The organism is Pseudescherichia sp., from assembly GCF_032052675.1.
GTDB lineage: Bacteria > Pseudomonadota > Gammaproteobacteria > Enterobacterales > Enterobacteriaceae > Pseudescherichia.
Genome location: NZ_DAMBWA010000002.1, coordinates 1 through 21,696 on the forward strand (window position 1 = coordinate 1; position 21,696 = coordinate 21,696).

At 52.0% G+C, this 21,696-nt stretch carries 15 protein-coding genes and 1 pseudogene; all 16 read left to right on the forward strand.

What is annotated here, in order from left to right:
• Positions 1 to 66 (forward strand): annotated as a pseudogene (locus RTX96_RS02560) (type VI secretion system tube protein Hcp); the annotation flags it as partial.
• A gap of 170 nt (positions 67 to 236) precedes the next feature.
• Positions 237 to 2,837 carry a type VI secretion system ATPase TssH gene (tssH, locus tag RTX96_RS02565; RefSeq protein WP_312670017.1) on the forward strand — a complete coding sequence of 867 codons (2,601 nt, stop codon included), beginning with the start codon at positions 237 to 239 and terminating at the stop codon, positions 2,835 to 2,837.
• 14 nt (positions 2,838 to 2,851) lie between these two features.
• On the forward strand, positions 2,852 to 3,421 hold the full coding sequence (locus RTX96_RS02570; protein ID WP_312670019.1) for a type IV secretion protein Rhs: 570 nt from the start codon (positions 2,852 to 2,854) through the stop codon (positions 3,419 to 3,421).
• Positions 3,415 to 3,879 (forward strand): putative T6SS immunity periplasmic lipoprotein, encoded by a 465-nt coding sequence (locus tag RTX96_RS02575; protein WP_312670020.1) that lies wholly within the window; start codon positions 3,415 to 3,417, stop codon positions 3,877 to 3,879. Before RTX96_RS02570 ends, RTX96_RS02575 begins: the two co-directional genes overlap by 7 nt.
• Positions 3,880 to 3,888: 9 nt before the next feature.
• Positions 3,889 to 4,107, forward strand: a complete 219-nt coding sequence (locus RTX96_RS02580) for a hypothetical protein (RefSeq protein WP_312670021.1) — start codon at positions 3,889 to 3,891, stop codon at positions 4,105 to 4,107.
• 77 nt (positions 4,108 to 4,184) lie between these two features.
• Positions 4,185 to 6,701: a type VI secretion system tip protein VgrG gene (locus tag RTX96_RS02585; protein ID WP_312670022.1), complete on the forward strand. Its 2,517-nt coding sequence runs from the start codon at positions 4,185 to 4,187 to the stop codon at positions 6,699 to 6,701.
• A 16-nt stretch (positions 6,702 to 6,717) separates the two neighbouring features.
• Complete coding sequence (locus RTX96_RS02590) at positions 6,718 to 8,970, forward strand: hypothetical protein (RefSeq protein WP_312670023.1); 2,253 nt, start codon at positions 6,718 to 6,720, stop codon at positions 8,968 to 8,970.
• Between the two features lie 18 nt (positions 8,971 to 8,988).
• Positions 8,989 to 9,879 carry an SUMF1/EgtB/PvdO family nonheme iron enzyme gene (locus tag RTX96_RS02595; RefSeq protein ID WP_312670024.1) on the forward strand — a complete coding sequence of 297 codons (891 nt, stop codon included), beginning with the start codon at positions 8,989 to 8,991 and terminating at the stop codon, positions 9,877 to 9,879.
• 55 nt (positions 9,880 to 9,934) lie between these two features.
• Positions 9,935 to 10,828 carry an SUMF1/EgtB/PvdO family nonheme iron enzyme gene (locus tag RTX96_RS02600; protein ID WP_312670025.1) on the forward strand — a complete coding sequence of 298 codons (894 nt, stop codon included), beginning with the start codon at positions 9,935 to 9,937 and terminating at the stop codon, positions 10,826 to 10,828.
• Between the two features lie 56 nt (positions 10,829 to 10,884).
• Entirely contained in the window at positions 10,885 to 11,778 is an 894-nt protein-coding gene (locus tag RTX96_RS02605) for an SUMF1/EgtB/PvdO family nonheme iron enzyme (RefSeq protein ID WP_312670026.1), read from the forward strand.
• A gap of 172 nt (positions 11,779 to 11,950) precedes the next feature.
• The gene (locus RTX96_RS02610; RefSeq protein WP_312670028.1) at positions 11,951 to 14,206 is read left to right on the forward strand and encodes a hypothetical protein; all 2,256 of its coding nucleotides are present in this window, start codon (positions 11,951 to 11,953) and stop codon (positions 14,204 to 14,206) included.
• Positions 14,207 to 14,217: 11 nt separating this feature from the next.
• A complete protein-coding gene (locus RTX96_RS02615) occupies positions 14,218 to 15,096 on the forward strand; it encodes an SUMF1/EgtB/PvdO family nonheme iron enzyme (RefSeq protein ID WP_312670029.1) in 879 nt (292 codons plus the stop codon).
• 176 nt (positions 15,097 to 15,272) lie between these two features.
• Positions 15,273 to 15,539 carry a PAAR domain-containing protein gene (locus RTX96_RS02620; RefSeq protein ID WP_312670030.1) on the forward strand — a complete coding sequence of 89 codons (267 nt, stop codon included), beginning with the start codon at positions 15,273 to 15,275 and terminating at the stop codon, positions 15,537 to 15,539.
• A 3-nt stretch (positions 15,540 to 15,542) separates the two neighbouring features.
• The gene (locus RTX96_RS02625; protein ID WP_312670031.1) at positions 15,543 to 16,697 is read left to right on the forward strand and encodes a hypothetical protein; all 1,155 of its coding nucleotides are present in this window, start codon (positions 15,543 to 15,545) and stop codon (positions 16,695 to 16,697) included.
• A complete protein-coding gene (locus tag RTX96_RS02630) occupies positions 16,684 to 20,097 on the forward strand; it encodes an ImcF-related family protein (protein ID WP_312670032.1) in 3,414 nt (1,137 codons plus the stop codon). The genes RTX96_RS02625 and RTX96_RS02630 overlap by 14 nt, the downstream gene beginning before the upstream one ends.
• Entirely contained in the window at positions 20,097 to 21,692 is a 1,596-nt protein-coding gene (gene tssA, locus RTX96_RS02635; protein ID WP_312670033.1) for a type VI secretion system protein TssA, read from the forward strand. Before RTX96_RS02630 ends, tssA begins: the two co-directional genes overlap by 1 nt.
• Positions 21,693 to 21,696 lie beyond the last annotated feature (4 nt).

A 21,696-nucleotide genomic window follows, 5' to 3' on the forward strand; every position in this document is an offset into this window, starting at 1 on the left:
ACCTGGACCTATAAGGACGGCAACATCATTCATTCCGACTCATGGAACGAACGCGCTACTGCGTAAACCAGCAAGCGGACAGCGCCCCTCTGTCCGCTTTTTTGCTGAACGCCTGCGAATGCGGACCTTCAGCAAAAAACACAATCCGCGACCGACCTCGTGCGCTTTGGTCTCCTGAATAACGGGAAACAGCGATGGGCGGTAGCGTGTCCAGGAACCGATAAAGAGAGAGAGTCATGGAAAATCCTGCCGTTCTGCTACGCCGCCTCAACCCTCACTGTGCCCGTGCGATGGAAGCGGCCGCCTCCCTGTGCCAGACCCGGGCGCATGGGGAAATTCTGCCTGAGCACTGGCTGCTGAAACTGTTGGAGCAGGGCGAGGGTGACCTGACGGTGCTGGCGCGTCGCTATGAGTGGGATATGGACGCGCTGTGGCAGGATTTACTCGGCTGGCTGGACGCGTTGCCGCGCTCCGTGCGCAGCCGTCCGCAGCTGGCAGAGAGCACGCAGGCCCTGATGCAGGACGCCTGGCTGCGTGCCTCGCTGGCGGGTGAAGAGTACATTCGCAGCGTCCATCTGCTGATGGCTCTGGTGGACAACCCGAAACTGGCGCGCTGCGACGGTCTCTGGCCGCTGCTGACCCTGGGCCAGAGCCAGTTGGAACGTCTGCGACCCCTGCTCGATGCGCAGTCTGATGAACGCCCGGACGTTCAGCATGATGCAGAGCTGGCGCTAACGCACGGCGGTGAGTTGAACCCGGCGTTACAGAGCGTGCTGGATAAATTCACCCTCGACGTCACCACTAAAGCGCGCGAGGGTAACATCGATCCGGTGTTTGGCCGTGACTCGGAAATCCGCCAGATGGTGGATATTCTCTCCCGCCGGCGCAAGAACAACCCAATCCTGGTGGGCGATCCTGGCGTGGGCAAAACCGCGCTGGTGGAAGGGCTGGCACTGCGCATTGTCGAAGGTAACGTGCCGGACAGCCTGAAGAACGTCAGCCTGCGTAACCTCGACCTCGGCCTTTTACAGGCAGGAGCGGGTGTAAAAGGCGAGTTTGAGCAGCGGCTGAAAAACGTCATCGATGCCGTGCAGCAGTCGCCCGTGCCTGTTCTGCTGTTTATCGACGAGGCACACACCATCATCGGAGCGGGCAATCAGGCGGGGGGCGCCGATGCCGCTAACCTGCTGAAACCCGCGCTGGCACGCGGTGAGCTCAGGACCATCGCCGCCACCACCTGGAGCGAATACAAGCAGTATTTTGAGCGCGATGCCGCACTGGAGCGTCGCTTCCAGATGATTAAGGTAGATGAGCCGGATGACGACACCGCCTGCCTGATGCTCCGGGGGCTGAAAAACCGCTACGCGCAGCATCATAGTGTGCATATTACTGACGAAGCCGTGCGTGCCGCCGTCACGCTCTCAAGACGCTACCTCACCGGACGCCAGTTGCCAGATAAAGCTGTCGATCTGCTCGATACCGCCTCCGCCCGCGTTCGCATGAACCTGGACACCGTGCCGGAGCCGCTGACCCGCATGAAATCCGCCATCACCGCGCTTGAGATAGAAAAACAGGCGTTGCTGGAGGACCTGGCGGTGGGGAACAGCGCGCACGGCGAACGGCTGGAGGCTATCGATAAAGAAGAGGTGAGCATTATTCTCCAGCTTGACGCGCTGGAGACGCAGTATGGTCAGGAGCTGGCGCTCAGCGAACAGCTGCTGGCATGCCGCGCGGATATCTCCCGTCAGGCAGACATTGCTGCTCTGCGACATCAGCTTGCTGAGGTTCAGCAGAGTCGTCCTTTGCTGGAGGTAGAGGTGGGTGTGCGCACCGTTGCCACGGTTATCGCCGACTGGACCGGGGTGCCGCTCTCCTCATTAATGAAGAACGAGCAGACGGCGCTGCTGAGCCTTGAGGCCGCGCTGGAAAAACGTGTAGTCGGTCAGGGTTCAGCGCTAAAGGCCATCGCACAGCGCCTGCGTGCTGCAAAAACCGGGCTTGCATCCGAAAACGGGCCGCAGGGTGTGTTCCTGCTGGTCGGCCCGAGCGGCACCGGGAAAACCGAGACGGCGCTGGCGCTGGCGGATGTGCTGTTTGGCGGCGACAAGGCCCTTATCACCATCAACCTCTCGGAGTATCAGGAGCCGCACACCGTCTCCCAGCTGAAAGGTTCCCCGCCGGGCTACGTCGGTTATGGCCAGGGTGGGATCCTGACTGAAGCGGTGCGCAAGCGTCCGTACAGCGTAGTGCTGCTCGATGAAGTGGAGAAAGCGCACCGGGACGTAATGAACCTCTTCTATCAGGTATTTGACCGCGGCTTTATGCGCGACGGCGAAGGGCGGGAAATCGATTTTCGTAACACGGTGATCCTGATGACCTCCAACCTCGGCAGCGATCGCATCATGCAGCTGCTGGATGATCAGCCGGACGCCGCCGATGTCGACCTGCACGAACTACTGCGCCCGCTGTTGCGGGACCACTTCCAGCCTGCGCTACTGGCTCGCTTCCAGACCGTGATCTACCGCCCGCTGGGGCAGGAGGCGATGCATACCATCGTGGGGATGAAGCTTGACCAGGTCAGCCAGCGGCTGGCTCGCCATTACGGCATGACAACGCAGATCGCCGAAAGCCTGTACGACGCCCTAACCGCCGCCTGCCTGCTGCCGGACACCGGGGCGCGCAACGTCGACAGTCTGCTCAATCAGCAGATCCTGCCGGTGCTGAGCCAGCAGCTGCTGACCCATATGGCTGCGAAACAGAAACCACACGCCCTGACGCTCGGCTGGAATGAGGAAGAGGGGATTGTAATTGAATTTTCAGGCGCGACTGAAAGCTAAACCGGAGGCAGAAAATGTCGATTCACGATGCCAGCAAAAGGAAAAAGAAGACAGACAAGAAACAGGAAGATGATTCAGTCAGAAAATTGACCACAGGAGAAATCGTCTTAGCCAGAACGGTATTCGGTAACCGGATCGATTACGAAAAGATCAGGATCCATCATGGCAGTTATCTGCCATTTGGATTGCAGGGAGATAATTTTGCGATGACTCCAAATGGTGAGCTGTATTTCCGTACAAGATTGTACAGAGACGATTTCTCTCAGACGCTCGACGACATGCAACATCTTTTCATCCATGAGATGAGTCATGTCTGGCAACGGACCAAGGGAATGAACATCATTGGTAGAGGTCTGGTAAGTTGGTGGGTCAGCTATCGCTATACCCTTGACGGTCGTCTATTGAGTGATTTTCCGATGGAACAGCAGGCGCAGATAATTGCGGATAATTTCATCTTGCAGGCACATGGCTATAAAGCATGGATTACATTACGAAGATCGAATGACGTTACTCTGGATGGTGATCTTTCAGAAAGTGCAATCCGACAGCATTATAAAGAGGCATTAAGGGGGTTTCCATGGTGATTAAAAATCATAGTTCTTTTTTTTTAATGGTTCTAACCATACCCTTCATTTTTTTGCTGATGGGGTGTCCTGGTCAGGGGGATCGACTGCAGCTTGATGAAACGACACAGGTTAAATTGATTGGCGATAACATTTGTTTCCATATTACAAATGCACGGAATTACCAACCTGCAATTATATCGATAAATCTAAGAGGGACGTCTCCGAAGAAGCAGGAATTTATTGATAATCCGTCACTCCGAATTAGATCTGAGCAACTATGCATTCCTCCGTCATTTTATCAATTTACAGATAATGAGAAATATATCGTTGAATTTGTTCTGACCTCTCTTGGAAGTGCTGCTGAGCCAAGGAAGTTTGTTGTCGGCGTGGGGCTGGACCATGGCCAAGTATATGGCTTCCCACTGACGGATAGAGAAATACTAAGACCTTATGGTTCGATTGAAGTTCCAGAATAGAGTTTAGAAATGAAAATAATGAAAGTTATTATATTTGTTGTTTTGGTAATGGCGGGGGTGCTCTTTCTGCCGAATGCCTGTTTTTACACATTTGTTAAGCGCTTTATCCCTATTAGTGGCGATGGCGAATACGGCATGAACAATTTTGAAATGACCGTTTTACTGATTAAAACCCTCACCTGTGTCCTCGGGGCTGGAGCCGTCATCACTCTTTTTCGTACTCGCTGAGTATCCCTGATTAAATCGGTTATTTGCCCGTCGGCAAGAAAGTCATGGACAACAGGTTATCCTATGGAGTCAAAATCATGAGTCTGACAGATTCGCTTAAGAACACCCTGTCTGCGCTAACGAAAGACGGGTTGAACCGCTACCGTCTGGATATTCCGTCCTGTACTGCTTCACTGGATGTGGAAGAGTTTAGCGGTAAGGAGTTCATGAGTGAGCTTTACCATTACACCGTTCTGTTTACCAGTAGTGATTTGAATATTAATGCCACAGAATTGCTGAGCAAACTGGCCACGCTGACCATGGGCACAGGGCCGCTGATCGAGTTGACCGGCCAGAAAGTGGTACATGGCGTGGTGACGCATTTTAAGCGTATCAGTGGGTCACGTGACCAAGCGACGTACCAGATTATTATCGAGCCGTTCCTGTCTTTGCTGGGTAACCAGTTCCGCACCCACCGCTTTTTCGTCAACAAATCGGTGCCGGAAGTGGTCACCGAGGTACTTAAGGAGCATGGCCTGAAAGGCTGGGAGTATCAGTTTACCCTCAAGGCTGATTATCCAAAGCGGGAGCAGATTAACCAGTATCAGGAAAACGACCTCGCGTTTATTGAACGTCTGCTGGCGGAGGTGGGGATATTTTACTTCTTCAGCCTGCAGCCGGACACGCAAACCGAAGTGGTGCACTTTGCGGACAAGCAGAGCGCCTGGACGTTTGGTAAAACGCTGCCGCTGAACAGCCCGTCCGGGGCAAATGACAATGCGGCTGACTCCGTGTGGGACGTGCACGTCTGGCATAACGTGGTGGCACACACCGTCACGGCCAGCGACTACAACCACCGTGAGGCGCAGAACGTCCTGACGTCCGCACCGGCAGACATGACCCGCGGCGACGGGGAGGGCAACACTTACGGTGATGTGTACCATTATCGCCCGCGCCATCTGGAGCGTGGTGACAAAATTAACCCCGCAGCAGAAACCGGCAACTTCTGGGCGCGTCTGGAGCACGAGCGCTTCCTGTCGACCCAGACCACGGTAACCGGCAGCAGCACCGACCATACACTGAGCCCGGCCCAGGTGCTCACCATCACCGAGACGGCTGTCCCGCCGACGCTGCCCCGTGAAACTGAAAATGGCCTCATCATCATCAGCGCCGGTTACACCGCCAGCCGGCAGAACGCGCTGCGGGTGGAGTGGGCGTCCATGCCGTACTACGAGAACCGCTGCTGGCGTCCTGCTGCTAAAAAGCGCCCGGTGGTGAGCGGTACCCTGATGGCGCGGGTGACCAGCGCGAAAGACAATGATATCTACGCCTGGCAGGATGCATCCGGCCTGTACCGGGTGAAGTTTGATGCCGACCGGGATGACAAGCGTCAGGGCATGGAGAGCATGCCGGTGCGCTTTGCCAAACCTTACGGTGGTGACAAGTACGGCTTCCACTTTCCGTTGATCCAGGGCACGGAGGTGGCCATCGCGTTCCACGAAGGCGATCCGGACCGCCCGTATATCGCGCACGCGATGCACGATTCCCGTCACGTTGACCATGTCACCGAACTGAACAGCACCCGAAACGTCATCCGTACAGCCGGCCTCAACAAACTGCGGATGGAGGACAAACGCGGTGAGGAGCACATCAAGCTCAGTACGGAGTACGGGGGTAAGACGCAGCTTAATCTGGGTCACAATGTGAATGCTTCCCGCGCGCTGCGTGGTGAAGGTGCTGAGCTTCGTACCGATCGACACGTTTCCATTCGTGGCGGTGCCGGGGTGTTTATCACAGCCGATAAACAACCGCTCGCCGGGGACAGGATGCTCTCTATGCAGGAGGCGATTGCCCAGCTGGAAAATGCGCTGACGATAGCAAAAAGCTTGTCCTCTGCTGCTGAAGGGGCAGATGCCCTGCCAGCAGACACTGCAAGTCAGCAGACGCTTAACGCAGCACTCAAAGAACTCGCGAAACCAGGGATCATACTGAATGCGCCTGAAGGCGTGAGTATCACCAGTCCTCAGGCTGTGCGGGTAGCTTCGGGTGCTGCCAGTGTGGGGATTATGTCCCAGCAGAATACAGATATCAGCGCACTGAAGCGCTTTACGGTGGCGGCGGGCGAAGCTGTGAGTATGCTGGCCCGCAAGGCCGGGATGAAGCTTTTTGCCGCCAAAGGAAAGATGGAAATTCAGGCGCAGGACGATGCGCTGGAGGCTATTGCGAAGAAAGACGTCACGGTGACCAGTTTAGAAGGCAAAGTGATCATTACGGGTGCAACAGAGCTGGTCGTTAACTGTGACGGGGCATTTATGAAACTGGCAGGTGGAAATATGGAACTCGGCGCACCGGGCAATATTTTACTGAAGTGTGCCAGTGTCCAGAAAATGAGCAGTGCGGACTATGACGCCCCAGAGCCTGAACTTCCGCAAGGATACAGTGAGCGTTTTGTTGCACAGGACAAGGAATCTGGCGACATCCTGGCAAACACGCGATACCGGATCACCACGGCAGATGGTTCTGTTTATGAAGGGCGCACTGACAGTGAAGGTAAGACGGCTGAAATATTTGGTGCGGCAAAAAGCAAAATCAGTATTGAACTGCTCGGTGGCTGATTAAGGGAGTGAGTAAATGACTAAAGGTACACAGCAAAGTCGTCTGGATAACGTGAGTAAAAATACTGTTGTCAACGGAGAGCATGACCCTCAGGTTTATTTTCACACGGGCAGTGCAACATTACTCTGGGTTGATGCAAAAGATAATCGCTTATTCATTCAGGAACAGCTGAAAATGACAGCGTTGCTGGAAAAACAGAAGAAGGCGCAGACGGCTCTGGATAAACTCAATTTCGAGATGTTGACTCAGGCAGGTAAGAGGCCACAACGTGCTTATGACAGCAAACTTCAGAGCGCTTACCAGCAACTCAATGACGCTAACGAAGAATTAAAGGCAGAACTTAAAACCCTGACTGCAAAGGTGCCCGAAGGGGAACTGCTCGATGAAAATTCCAAAGAGTCGGCTATAGGTCTTATGGAACTGATCCCCCTTCAGAATACTGAAGGATTTAAAAGTACCTATGTCCGTTCTGACAAAATTCGCAGCCACTGGAGGAGATACAAGCTCAGTGAGGTGGATAAAGAAAGCGGAGAGGCCAGCTTCATTAAATATACAGATAAAGAAGTGACTGGCGTCGATGCTGACGGAAATGAAACAAAAAAAACAGTCAGAACAGGGAAAATAGATCCCGAAGAGCTCAGCAGACAATTAAAAGAAGCATCGCATAACCTTAAGATTAAAGATGAACTATTAGAAGACAGTAATGTTGTCCTTACTGACTGGGCGAAAAAAATGAATAAAGGGCTAACATGGCCCATAGAAAGTGATAAACCTGAAGATGAGTCAACTTATCATCAGTATGTTGACATCAGTACACAGGCACAGCTGATGCGCTACAGTCAGGGAGCCGGGCTGTCTGCTGAGTTTAACCCCTTACACAGGAAAGCTGCCGCGAAGATGGAAGGCCACTCAACTTTTGCGCTGGGTGAGGCAAAAGCGTCCGCTGAACTTTTTATTCCCGATCGGCTTGGTACCGCACTGTTGTTTCCTGCCAGAGCCTCTGCGGGTGCACCAGGTGGTGTCTGTAATATGGGGGCTATCCGGTACGTAATAAATGCAGTGTTATCCGGCAATGCCGGGGCCAGTCTCGGCATTGAACTGGGTGTAGAAGCCGACTTTAGTGACGAAATGGCAAAGGGCTATGGCATTAAGGGGAGTCCGGCGAAGCTGACACCTCCGCCACCGCCTGGCCAGAGGCAGGTTAATCTGACCCTTCCACAACCTGATGTGAAAGCGGGTGGTGAAATTGGTGCTTTTGCGGGCGTTCAGGCAGGTGGCAATGTCAGCGGGGCTATTGAATGGTTTGATCCGCATCCTGAAGACGACAAGAAAATTGCTCATGACAGGAGCAAGCAAATTGTGAATAAAGAGAAGAAGTTTACCGCCATTGCCAAACTGTCTCTTGGCGTAACGGCACAGGCCGGGGCAGGTGGATCTGCAATTTTTTACGTAACGTATGTTAACAGCCGCTTCAGAATATATTGCAAGGCAGCACTTTGCTGGGGTGTTGGTGCCAAAGGTTCTTTGGGTTTTGAGGTCGATGGTAATTCGTTTGCGGCATTTATGAAGAGTTTTCTTTATATGCTCCGCAATGTGGACTATCAGAAGCTAAGCGAAATGATGGAAGCACATGCTTTCCATGCTCTTTCTACAATTCCTTTAATTATGGCAGCAAAAGGAGTTCAGGCAACAGAAGCAATGTATGAAGATGCATTAACAATATTGGCTGAATTGAAAAAAGTCTTGTCTGATGAAAATGAGAGGGTTCATTTGATGAACGGCATTTTAAATGACCCTGATCAATTAAAATATACGCCGCCAGAAACGAAAGGGGCTGTAATCGCAATGTTAATTGATAATGATTGGGTTGATTGGGCCGATCCAAGGAACCAAAGCAACGATTTCTTTTCGATAAGTAGCTGGAAGATTGGTCCCTTAAAAAGACGAAAACAAGCTGTGTTTATGTCAATGAAGTGGATACAAAGCCAGGCTGATTATCGAAATGTAATGCAGCATTTAAGTTTATTACCAGGCGGCAAGAAAGGAAATGAACAGGTTAATGAACAGAGCGTCATTAAGTTTCTTTCACTTGGCGAACATGAGCTTCCCTTCTTTACCAATTATGGGAAGAAACTCACATTACTGCATGATAACTTACCAATCTCTGTCGATCCTGATGATCCCTTTGTATCAATATCAGACCATCAAATGGCTGAGTACCTCGCTTTGGTTGATGAGCAACACCCAGCAAACACTATGACGGCTTAATTAATTATTGGTGTTTAAATGAATAAAATTTTTATTATTTGCATCACCTCATTCTTACTGATAGGGTGTGACCAGAAAATTTCATCTGCAAATGAAAAGCTTGCAAAAAATCTTGTTGAGGAGTCCATATCGAATATGGTTTTTGTGCAAGGTGGGGAATTTTTAATGGGGGATTTTGGCCCACTGGTCGGTGAGAAGCTTCCTTTTAGCATTAATCAAGATGATAAAAAATTACATAAAGTTGTGTTAAGTGATTTTTCAATTTCAAAATTCAAAGTTACGAATGCTAATTATCTTATCTATTTGAATGCAACTGGGAAGAAAAAGCCACCAGTTAATATTTTTGTTAAGGATTATCCTTCTTTAGGCAACAGTAATTATTCCATCGGTGTCACTTGGCAACAGGCCAAAGATTATTGTCAATGGTTAGGCCATATGTCAGGTAAGAATATTGATTTACCTACGGAAGCTCAATGGGAATATGCTGCGAGATCTCGAGGCCAATATCTACCATTTGCAACCAATAATGGTAAGTTTGAGAAAGGTAAAAATATACCAAGCGATGATGAGTTAGATAAGTTTACCGATGGGTTTGGTTTTCCATTTTATCCCATAGGTAAATTCCCACCAAATCCTCTTGGTCTTTATGATATGGGGCTGAGCGGCTCAGAGTGGACTAATGATTGGTATTCATCTGACTATTACAATCAATCACCTGAGAAAGACCCACGAGGCCCAGTAAGTGGCAGTAAAAAAGTTGTGAGGGGATATATTGGTGGAGACCAACAATATGCTTTAACAATGTTTAGACAGTCAAAGCTTCCAGTTCCATTAATTGATAAAGATGATGACTATCAAAAATATGGGGTGGGACCGCAGTATGTTTTCCGTTGTGTGATGAATAAATAGCACTTTCATCAACCCTTATGAAAACACTATGATGGCGTAATCACTAAGGAATGAGATGAATAACAAGCTAATAGCAATCGCGACGGGAGTCTGTTTTCTGACCGGTTGCGATCGGGGTAGTGCAGCAGCCGATACTCTGGCCGCAAAAAGCCTTGCAGATAAGTCCGTTGCCAACATGGTGCCCGTTCAGGGTGGAGAGTTTCTCATGGGGGACTTTGGCCCACTGGTCGGAGAGAAGCTGCCGTTCAGTATTCAGCAGGATGATAAGAAGCTGCATAAGGTCGTTTTGAGTGACTTCGCGATATCAAAGTTCAAGGTGACGAATGCGGATTATGCAGCCTATCTGAAGGCTACGGGGATAAAGCCTCCCCCAGTCAACATATTGTTGAAAGATTATCCATCAATAGCAAAGGATGATTATTCTGTCGGTGTAACCTGGCAACAGGCTAAGAATTACTGCCAGTGGTTGGGTAAGGTGTCAGGTAAAAACATCGATCTGCCGACCGAAGCTCAGTGGGAATACGCCGCCAGGTCCAGGGGACAATATCTTCCCTTTGCAACCGACAATGGTAAGTTTGAGGAAGGTAAGAATATACCCAACGAAGATCAACTGAATAAATACACAGATGGCTATGGATTTCCCATCTACCCCATAGGCAAATACCCCCCAAACCCGTTGGGGCTCTACGACATGGGCTTAAGTGGTTCTGAATGGGTGAATGACTGGTACGCATCTGACTATTATTCCCACTCCCAAGTGAATGATCCTCAGGGGCCCGAGAAAGGCACCCGGAAAGTATTGCGCGGCTATGTTGGTGGTGACAGCCAATATGCACTGACTATGTTCAGACAATCGTCTCAACCAGTGCCTAAATTCGGGGGGCGCGACAACTATGATAAGTATGGGGTGAGCCCTTTATACGTATTCCGCTGCGTGATGAACAAGTAACACTTTCATCAACCCTCATGAAAAACACCATGATGGCGTAATCACTAAGGAATGAGATGAATAAGAAGCTAATAGCGATCGCGGCAGGAGTCTGTTTTCTGACCGGTTGCGATCAGGGTAGTGCAGCAGCCGATACTCTGGCCGCAAAAAGCCTTGCAGATAAGTCCGTCGCGAACATGGTGTCCGTTCAGGGTGGAGAGTTTCTCATGGGGGACTTTGGCCCACTGGTCGGAGAGAAGCTGCCGTTCAGTATTCAGCAGGATGATAAGAAGCTGCATAAGGTCGTTTTGAGTGACTTCGCGATATCAAAGTTCAAGGTGACGAATGCGGATTATAGTTCATACATTGAATCAAAGGGTATAAAGACATTACCAGTAGGCCCATTTATGAAAAGCCATCCCTCACTGCTGAAGGGGGATTATTCGGTAAGTGTTACTTGGCAACAGGCTAAAGATTACTGCCAGTGGCTGGGTAAGGTGTCAGGTAAAAAGATCGACCTGCCGACCGAGGCTCAGTGGGAATATGCCGCGAGGTCCAGGGGGCAATATCTTCCTTTTGCAACCGACAATGGTAAGTTTGAGGAAGGAAAGAATATACCCAACGAAGATCAATTGGATGAATATACAGACGGTGTCGGACTCCCTTTTTATCCTATCGGCAAATACCCTCCAAATCCACTCGGCCTTTATGACATGGGCCTAAGCGGTTCCGAGTGGGTGAACGACTGGTACGCATCGGACTATTACTCTTATTCACCAGTGAACGATCCCCAAGGCCCAGAGAATGGTACCCGGAAAGTATTACGGGGTTATGTTGGTGGTGACAGCCAGTACGCCCTGACCATGTTCAGACAATCCAAATTACCAGTTCCTAAGATCAATGCTGATGACGATTATGAGAAGTATGGCGTTGGTCCACAGTATGTATTCCGCTGCGTGATGAATAAATAGCACTTTCATCAACCCTCATGAAAACACCATGATGGCGTAATCACTAAGGAATGAGATGAATAAGAAGCTGAAGGGCGCACTGACAGTGAAGGTAAGACGGCTGAAATATTTGGTGCGGCAAAAAGCAAAATCAGTATTGAACTGCTCGGTGGCTGATTAAGGGAGTGAGTAAATGACTAAAGGTACACAGCAAAGTCGTCTGGATAACGTGAGTAAAAATACTGTTGTCAACGGAGAGCATGACCCTCAGGTTTATTTTCACACGGGCAGTGCAACATTACTCTGGGTTGATGCAAAAGATAATCGCTTATTCATTCAGGAACAGCTGAAAATGACAGCGTTGCTGGAAAAACAGAAGAAGGCGCAGACGGCTCTGGATAAACTCAATTTCGAGATGTTGACTCAGGCAGGTAAGAGGCCACAACGTGCTTATGACAGCAAACTTCAGAGCGCTTACCAGCAACTCAATGACGCTAACGAAGAATTAAAGGCAGAACTTAAAACCCTGACTGCAAAGGTGCCCGAAGGGGAACTGCTCGATGAAAATTCCAAAGAGTCGGCTATAGGTCTTATGGAACTGATCCCCCTTCAGAATACTGAAGGATTTAAAAGTACCTATGTCCGTTCTGACAAAATTCGCAGCCACTGGAGGAGATACAAGCTCAGTGAGGTGGATAAAGAAAGCGGAGAGGCCAGCTTCATTAAATATACAGATAAAGAAGTGACTGGCGTCGATGCTGACGGAAATGAAACAAAAAAAACAGTCAGAACAGGGAAAATAGATCCCGAAGAGCTCAGCAGACAATTAAAAGAAGCATCGCATAACCTTAAGATTAAAGATGAACTATTAGAAGACAGTAATGTTGTCCTTACTGACTGGGCGAAAAAAATGAATAAAGGGCTAACATGGCCCATAGAAAGTGATAAACCTGAAGATGAGTCAACTTATCATCAGTATGTTGACATCAGTACACAGGCACAGCTGATGCGCTACAGTCAGGGAGCCGGGCTGTCTGCTGAGTTTAACCCCTTACACAGGAAAGCTGCCGCGAAGATGGAAGGCCACTCAACTTTTGCGCTGGGTGAGGCAAAAGCGTCCGCTGAACTTTTTATTCCCGATCGGCTTGGTACCGCACTGTTGTTTCCTGCCAGAGCCTCTGCGGGTGCACCAGGTGGTGTCTGTAATATGGGGGCTATCCGGTACGTAATAAATGCAGTGTTATCCGGCAATGCCGGGGCCAGTCTCGGCATTGAACTGGGTGTAGAAGCCGACTTTAGTGACGAAATGGCAAAGGGCTATGGCATTAAGGGGAGTCCGGCGAAGCTGACACCTCCGCCACCCCCTGGCAAAAGGCGGGTTAATCTGACCCTTCCACAACCTGATGTGAAAGCGGGTGGTGAAATTGGCGCTTTTGCTGGCGTTCAGGCCGGTGGCAATGTCAGCGGGGCTATTGAATGGTTTGATCCGCATCCTGAAGAAGACAAGAAAATTGCTCATGACAGTAGCAAGCAAATTGTGAATAAAGAGAAGGAGTTTACCGCCATTGCCAAACTGAATCTTGGTGTAACAGCACAGGCCGGGGCAGGCGGATCTGCAATTTTTTACGTAACGTATGTTAACAGCCGCTTCAGAATATATTGCAAGGCCGCACTTTGCTGGGGTGTGGGTGCCAAAGGGTCTTTAGGCTTTGAGGTTGATGGTAATTCGTTTGCAGCTTTTATGAAGGGCTTTATGTATATGCTCAGAAATGTGGATTATCAGAAGCTTGAGGACATGATGCACCCAGGTTCATTTCAGTCATTATGTGCGATACCAATAATACTGGCTGCGGAAAAAATTCAAATTGGTGTTGACATGTTTGATCATCTTGAAGACGACATTAATGGTATTTTAAGGCAGTTCAACCAAGCATTAAATAATGAAGATAAGCGTGTGACTCTGATGAACAGCATCAATGCCAACCCAGATCAATTGAAATACACGCCACCTGAGACAAAAGGATCCATAATATTCCAGTTAATGGATGTTAACGCATTGGATATTATAGATCAGAGAAATCAAAAAAAAGACACCAGTAAATGGGGGGTAATGCAGTTAAGGAAAACAGCAATAATGCTTTGCTTCAAGTGGGTGCAGAGTAAAGCGGATTATAATAATGTGATGCAGCATATGACGGCGAGGCCTGCTGCGGAAAAAGGGAGTATTAAGGACAATGAGCAAGCACTGTTGAAATTTTTAGGGATGACAGAGTTCGGATTTATGGGGAACCTCTCGACGCAATACCAACAAAACCTCCAGACTCTCTATGAAAGACTTCCCGACACTGTTGATCCAGATGAACCTTTTAAACCAATTCCTCACAACGAAATGGAACAATATATCGCCTTGATTAGTAACAACCATAACTCCACTACACAAATGGCGTAAGGCAGACTGTAATGAAAAAAACAAATATAGAAAAAATATTGTTGCTTCTTATTTTTACAATAGTTGCCTGTGACAGTTCATCAAAGAAGAAAGAGTTAACCAGTAAGCTTGTTGATAGATCCATTGCAGACATGGTGAGCATTAAAGGCGGTGATTTTCTGATGGGAGACTTTGGCCCACTGGTTGGGGAAAAATTACCTTTTAGTATTCAGCAGGATGACAAGATATTACATAAGGTTATTCTTAGCGATTTTATGATCTCGAAATATAAAGTCACAAATGCAGACTATAAAACATATCTTGAGGTGACGGGTATCCCCGCACCTCCTGTTGACAGTCTTGCCAAGGGTTCTCCATCTCTTCTGAGTGATAATTATTCTGTGACTGTCACCTGGCAGCGAGCAAAAGATTATTGCCTGTGGCTGGGAGAGCAGTCAGGAAAAAAAGTAGATCTGCCGACAGAAGCTCAGTGGGAGTATGCCGCACGTTCAGAAGGTAAGTATTTACCTTTTGCAACCGATAATGGAAAAATTGAGCGTGGTAGAAATTACCCAACTTTTGATGAGTTGCAGAAATATACTGACGGGTTATATCTTCCTATATACCCAATTGGTAAGTATCCTCCCAACCCATCAGGACTTTATGATATGGGATTAAGTGGAAAAGAATGGACGAATGACTGGTATGCATCAGATTATTATTCGCATTCTCCCGTCAAAGATCCACAGGGACCAGCTAAGGGGAAAAAGAAAGTACAGCGCGGAGCTGTAGGTGGGGATGACCAATATGCATTAACAATGTTCAGACAATCTTCTCCACCTAATCCGAAACCAGAAGATGATGAATATGACTATGATACTGGTGTGTTCCGCTGCGTAGTTAATAAATAATGACCCATGATTTTTCTGATGATCGTATCTCGTAAGGTTTATGATATTTCAGAAATCCAAACAAGAGGGTGGGTTTATTTAAATAAAGTAGCCATAATGTGGCTTTCCAGGTTGTCATTAGAAATGTAAATCCAGCCATTTAAAAATCTGTTTTTTAAAGCAAAAGGAAATTTATTATGTCTAAAGGTTTCGTATTACTCGGTGATAAAACCACACATGGTGGTCAGGTTATATCTGCATCATCAACAATGATTGTTAATGGTAAAAAGGTTGCGCTGATGGGGGATAAAGTTAGCTGCCCGGTAGCGGGTCATGGCATCAACACTATTATTGAAGGTTCATCAGAGTGGTCCTCAGACGGTAAAGCGATTGCTGTCAATGGTTGCCGCTGTGAATGTGGTTGTCAGCTGATATCCAGCGCACCGGATTGTGTAATAGGATAAGCAATGAGCTGGGAGCGTCAGAAATTAACGGTATCCGGGAAGCCTGAAGAACCCTCATTTGTTCTGTGGCTTATATTAGGGCTAGCTGCGGTTGTAGGGAGTGTGATGCTGTTCGTCCTGCATGCTAACAAGCTTTCAGGGCCTTTACAGGGATTCAATCTTTGGGTCGTCACAGCAGGCCCCATCGTTATCTGGTTCTTCTTCCTCTGTCTGCGGGGCTGGCTTTTTAACAGTGCGTTTGATCAGCACGAGTTCGAGGTTAATGAGGCTGAATATGCCCAGCAGCAATGGACAGAATGGGCCGGGCGCAACGTTGCCGTACTGCACAGCAATGTCATTTTTCCGGATGCTCTGACGCCCTGTCGTTTTTTACAGGCCTCTGCTGAGCAAATGCAGCACACAACATTGTCGCGGCGTTTACCTCGCCCAACTGCCGGAAGTTGCTTCTCTCAACTACTTGAATGTGCCAGTGAGGCCCTGGCCAGGGTTCCAGCGGATTTACCCCTCAGCGTCACTTTGCTGACGGATTCGCAGGAAGATCGCCTTACACTTCAGGCCGCATTTGCAACGGCTTGGCAGGACTCAGCGCCTTTGCGTCCAGTCCCTGTTCTGAATATACAGACCGCAAAATCCTTTATAGCACTGGATGAACGGATTAAATCACCCACGCTGGATGTGGATCTGATTCTGGTGCAACAGATTCAGGGGGAAGGTCGGTATAGCGATGCTCTGGCCGCGCTGCTGCTGACATCAGATGATGTTGCCTCTAAATATCAACTCACACACGATGCCTGCCTGCTACGCCCAATGTTATTGGACATGGGTGTTATAGAGAAATCACTGGATACGTTTTTCTCCACGCAGACTCAGGCCTGCGCCACAGAAAATATTATCGGCGATCGGGCTGACTGGGGCGATGTATTTGCGGACCTGCTTGAAGCGGCAGCTGAACACGCAGGGCGCTGGCAACCTGAACAGCTCCACTGGCTGGAACAATATGCCGGACTCAGCGGCCCCTTTTCCCCCTGGATAATGGCCGCAGTAGTCAGCGATATCGTCAATATACAGAAAGCAGACTGTCTGATGCTCTCCTCTGACAGCGAACAGAGATTTATTAATACAGTGCAAACAGGGAACAGAAATAATGACAACAGGTAATTCGTCATGGCGTGGGGGGTGGGGCAGACTGGGGTTCTCTGCCCTTATTGCAGGGGGGATTGCCTGGTTAATCTGGCACGCTGGCGACCAGGTTGGGCTGCGCACTCCATTTCTGAAGAGCCTGGCATTTGCCGGTGCTTTACTTATGATACTGATGTTTTCGCATGGCAAAACAATTGGCCTTGCCATCAGGCAGGGGTGGCATCGTTTTCAGGCTAAGCGGAAGAATGCCCTGCCTGCCGATGAAGGCCGCGTCAGACAGACTGCACCCCGTAACGTCACCGTCACCGCAATACGTGAAGCCATGCGTAGCCTCTACGGCCGCCGCTGGGGCAGCAAAGTCCGCATCCTGCTAATCGCCGGGACCGCCTCAGAGGCGGAGCAGCTGACCCCCGGCCTTGTCAGCCAGCTCTGGCAGGAGGATCGCGGGACACTGCTGCTGTGGGGCGGTGATCTCAACACCCCGGCCGACAGTGCCTGGCTTACCGCGCTGCGTAAGCTGCGCCGTCGCCCGGTAGATGGTCTGGTGTGGGTCACCTCAGCCCTGGACCAGCTATCCGCGCCGGGACCGGAGCCATTGCTGCCGGTGCCTGCTGAAAGCACCATGGATTTCCTGTCTCACGCCATCAGCGAACGCATGGGTGTGCTGGGCTGGCAGCTTCCGCTGTACGTCTGGTCCCTGCATCCGCGCGCCGGTCAGCCGGAAGGGCGCATTGTGCAGGCCGCAGGCTGTCTGCTGCCTGCCGGGTGTCGTAGCGAAGAGTTAACAGCACAGCTTGCCGCCCTGACGCCGGACCTGATCGCGCAGGGACTGCAGCAGACCTGTGGTGAGGTGAAACATAACTTCCTGCTGCGGCTTGCCGACCAGCTCATTCGCGAACCGGAGAGCGTGACTGCGCCGCTGTCGGTAATGCTCAATCCGTACCGTCCGCTGCCGCTGGCCGGGGTGGTGTTCAGCCAGCCTTCTGCCGGTACTGAGCGTGCCGTGCAGCATCACTGGGGCATGGATAGACGCTGGGAGGCTCTGCCTGCATCTGTCCGGATGCTTCCTGCTGCACTGCGTCCCCGCAGGCCGGGCATTTCGTGGCCTAAAGTGCTGGCGTCTGTTGCTGCGCTTACGATGGTGGGTTGGGCTGCGTGGATGGGTATCGCATATATAACCAACCGCAGCCAGATTGCCGGCGCGAATGCCCAGGCTGTGATGGCTTCCCGGCAAAACCAGCCGCTGGCAGCACAACTGCACGCCCTGGCGGAACTGCAAAAAACGCTGGCCCGTCTGCAGTACCGCTCTGAGCACGGCGTGCCGTGGTACGAGCAGGCCGGACTGAGCCAGAACAGTGCCCTGCTGGCGGCCCTCTGGCCACGCTACCTTGACAGCGCCCGACCGCTGCTGCGTGATGCAGCCGCAGACCATCTGCAGAAGCAAATTAATGCCTTTAATGCGCTGCCGCCGGATAGTCCGCTGCGTGAACAGAGGGCAAAGACCACGTATGACCAGCTGAAGCTTTACCTGATGCTGGCCCGTCCGGAACATATGGATGCGGCCTGGTTCAGCACGGCACTCCTGCACGACTGGCCGAAGCGCGATGGCGTGAAGGACAGCGTCTGGCAGGGCGTGGCCCCGTCACTGCTGTCGTTCTGGGGTGCGCAATTGACGACCCATCCGCAGTGGCGATTACCCGCTGATGAAAGCATGGTCAGCCAGGCGCGTTCCCTGCTGATTCGCCTGATGGGGATGCGTAACAGCGAATCGACCCTGTACCAGAAGATGCTCTCTCAGGTGGCGCATCTCTATGTTGATATGCGTCTTGAAGACATGACCGGCGATACCGATGCCGCCCGCCTGTTCAGCACCAGCGAGGTGGTGCCCGGGATGTTTACCCGCCAGGCCTGGGAGCAGGCGGTACAGCCCGCCATCGGGAACGTGGTGAAGGCCCGCCGGGATGAACTCGACTGGGTGCTGACCGACAGTAAACATAAGGTGCAGGAAGATCTCTCCCCGGAGGCGCTGAAAAAACGCCTGACGGCGCGTTACTTTGCTGACTTTGGCGGTGCCTGGCTGGCGTTCCTCAACAGCCTGCGCTGGAACCAGGCCGCCACGCTGTCGGATTCCATTGACCAGCTGACCCTGATGGCTGACGTGCGTCAGTCGCCGCTGGTGGCACTGATGAACACCCTGAACGTACAGGGGCGCACCGGGCAAACCGGCGAGGCGATTTCCGATTCTCTGGTGAAATCAGCGAAGAACCTGCTGGGTGGCGACAACGAGGATGCCATTGACCAGAGTGCCGGTGTGCACGGGCCTCTGGATGCGACCTTTGGCCCGTTGCTGGCGCTGATGGACAAGACCCGCACGGGCGCACAGGATCAGAGCCTGCAATCGTATCTGACCCGGGTGACGCAGGTGCGTCTGCGCCTGCAGCAGGTCACCAGTGCCGCTGACCCGCAGGCAATGACCCGGACCATCGCCGAGACGGTATTCCAGGGCAAAGCGGTGGACCTGACCGAAACCCGCGACTATGGCAGCCTGATTGCCGCCGGGCTGGGGCAGGAGTGGAGTGGCTTTGGCCGCACCGTGTTTGTGGATCCGATGGAGCAGGCCTGGCAGCAGGTGCTGACCCCGGCGGCGGACAGCCTCAATGCCCAGTGGCAGCAGGCGGTAGTGAGCGAGTGGAACGCCGCCTTCGGTGGTCGCTATCCGTTCAGCGACAGCAGCAGTGATGTTTCTCTGCCGCTGCTCGCCAGATACCTCAATGCGGATTCAGGGCGTATCGCGCAGTTTCTCCAGACCCGCCTTAAGGGCGTGCTGCACAAGGAAGGTAATCACTGGGTGCCGGACAGCATTAACGCCCAGGGGCTGACCTTTAACCCGGCGTTCCTCAACGCCATCAACACCCTGAGCCATATCTCGGATGTGGCCTTCACCGAAGGCAATGCTGGCATGAACTTCGAGCTGCGTCCGGGCACTGCCGCAGGCGTGATGCAGACCGACATGATCATCGACAGCCAGAAACTGACCTATGTGAACCAGCTGCCGGTATGGAAGCGCTTCACCTGGCCTGCCGATACTGAGGCTCCGGGGGCTGACTTAAGCTGGATCAGTACCCAGGCGGGAACCCGTCAGTATGCGGATATCCCGGGTAGCTGGGGCTGGATCCGCCTGCTCGATAAAGCCGCCGTCAGTGCGTATCCGGGTGTCGGCAGCAGCTACAGCCTGCGCTGGAAGGCACAGGACGGTCGCACGCTCAATTACACCCTGCGTACCGAAGCGGGAGAGGGGCCACTGGTGCTGCTGAAGCTGCGTAATTTCCGCCTGCCGGAGACCATCTTCAACACGACCGACGCGGCAGTGCCGGGCCAGGTTGCCAGTGCAGGCAGTGATGCCAGGGAGGTCTACTGATGAGCACGCTGAATGCCTTACTCACTGCCTGTCAGACAGAGCAGGGGCCACTGCTCGCCGTGACCCGTGAGCGCGTGGCGCAGTGGGATAGCTGGTTACAGCCGCTGTCAGGCTCATCGCCTGTCGGTGACGATCCGGGCTATGACGATGACTTCCAGCAGATGCGTGAGGAAATTAATAAGCTCTCTGGTGCAAACACAGAGCTTATTTGCCAGCATGCAGAAAAGATTTTAACCACCGTTGCCAAAGATATCCGTGTGGCAACCTGGTACTGCTGGGCGAAGCTGCGCCGCGAAGGTGAACAGGGGCTGGCTGAAGGACTCGAACTGCTGGCCGGGCTGCTTGAATGCTTTGGTACACAACTGCACCCGCAGCGTGACCGCAGCCGAAAGGCGGCACTGGAATGGCTGGCGGGGTCGCGCATAACCGACGCCCTCTCCCTGTACCCGGAAGTGGCCAGGGACGAAGTGATGCGTACCACCGGGGCGTTGCTGCTGATAGCGCAGCTGACTGAAAACGATCCGGATGAAACCCGGCCGGAACTCAATGCGCTGTACGGCGCGCTGGAAAATCGCCTGCAGAAAGCGGGCGGGGTAGATGCCGTCGTACCGCAGAATGCCGGTAACAGTGAAACCCCCTCCATGACCAGCAACCGTGATGCCCCGTCCATCGGGCGCATCACCTCCGGTCAGGATTTGCTGGCACAGGCCCGCGTACTTTGTGGATACCTGCGTGAGCAGCCCGACGGCTGGCTGTCAGCACATCACCTGATGAAGAGTCTGCGCCACGATACGCTACGGGCCATTCCGGCCCCGGATGCGCAGGGCCGCACGCGTATTGAGCCGCCACGGGCGGACCAGCGGGCACGACTCAGGCGTCAGTACCTGCAACAGAACTGGACTGAAATGCTGGAAACGGCAGACAGCACCTTCTCCCGTGGCGCTAATCATCTGTGGCTGGATTTGCAGTGGTATATCCATCAGGCGCTGACAAAATCCGGCCAGGATACGCTGGCCGACATTATTGCGGCTGACCTGAAAGGACTGCTGACCCGCCTTTCCGGACTCGAAACGCTGGCGTTCAGCGACGGTACGCCGTTTGCGGATGACGTGACGCTGAACTGGATCCAGCAGAGCGTGCTGGATACCACAGGCGGGTGGGGCAATGATACGCCGTCCGCACCGATATCCGGTGGCAACGATGACATTCTGGCACTGGAGCCGGAAGCCGTGGCGCTGGCTGACATTGAAGGCCCGGATGCCGCGCTGGGCTGGTTACAGACCCGGCTGGGCATGGCCACCGATCGCCAGAAGTGGCTGTTGCGCCTGCTGATGGGCCGCATTGCCGAGCAGTACGGTAAAAACGATCTGGCGGTGCACGTGTTTGCAGCGCTGGGTGAACGCGCCGGAGAAGTGACCCTCAGGGAGTGGGAGCCTGAGCTGTTATTTGAGGTTCAGGCCCGCCATCTGAAACTCCTGCGGCTGAAAGCCGGTCGCAGTGAAGCTGATAAGGCCCGCCTTACGCCGGTAATGGACCAGTTACTTGCCGGGCTGATCGCAATCGATCCTGCCCGGGCCGCCGTGCTTTGCGGTTAACTCC

Coding starts and splice junctions, on each gene's coding strand:
- tssH (WP_312670017.1), top strand. CDS start 237: ATGGAAAATCCTGCCGTTCTGCTACGCCGCCTCAACCCTCACTGTGCC.
- RTX96_RS02570 (WP_312670019.1), top strand. CDS start 2,852: ATGTCGATTCACGATGCCAGCAAAAGGAAAAAGAAGACAGACAAGAAA.
- RTX96_RS02575 (WP_312670020.1), top strand. CDS start 3,415: ATGGTGATTAAAAATCATAGTTCTTTTTTTTTAATGGTTCTAACCATA.
- RTX96_RS02580 (WP_312670021.1), top strand. CDS start 3,889: ATGAAAATAATGAAAGTTATTATATTTGTTGTTTTGGTAATGGCGGGG.
- RTX96_RS02585 (WP_312670022.1), top strand. CDS start 4,185: ATGAGTCTGACAGATTCGCTTAAGAACACCCTGTCTGCGCTAACGAAA.
- RTX96_RS02590 (WP_312670023.1), top strand. CDS start 6,718: ATGACTAAAGGTACACAGCAAAGTCGTCTGGATAACGTGAGTAAAAAT.
- RTX96_RS02595 (WP_312670024.1), top strand. CDS start 8,989: ATGAATAAAATTTTTATTATTTGCATCACCTCATTCTTACTGATAGGG.
- RTX96_RS02600 (WP_312670025.1), top strand. CDS start 9,935: ATGAATAACAAGCTAATAGCAATCGCGACGGGAGTCTGTTTTCTGACC.
- RTX96_RS02605 (WP_312670026.1), top strand. CDS start 10,885: ATGAATAAGAAGCTAATAGCGATCGCGGCAGGAGTCTGTTTTCTGACC.
- RTX96_RS02610 (WP_312670028.1), top strand. CDS start 11,951: ATGACTAAAGGTACACAGCAAAGTCGTCTGGATAACGTGAGTAAAAAT.
- RTX96_RS02615 (WP_312670029.1), top strand. CDS start 14,218: ATGAAAAAAACAAATATAGAAAAAATATTGTTGCTTCTTATTTTTACA.
- RTX96_RS02620 (WP_312670030.1), top strand. CDS start 15,273: ATGTCTAAAGGTTTCGTATTACTCGGTGATAAAACCACACATGGTGGT.
- RTX96_RS02625 (WP_312670031.1), top strand. CDS start 15,543: ATGAGCTGGGAGCGTCAGAAATTAACGGTATCCGGGAAGCCTGAAGAA.
- RTX96_RS02630 (WP_312670032.1), top strand. CDS start 16,684: ATGACAACAGGTAATTCGTCATGGCGTGGGGGGTGGGGCAGACTGGGG.
- tssA (WP_312670033.1), top strand. CDS start 20,097: ATGAGCACGCTGAATGCCTTACTCACTGCCTGTCAGACAGAGCAGGGG.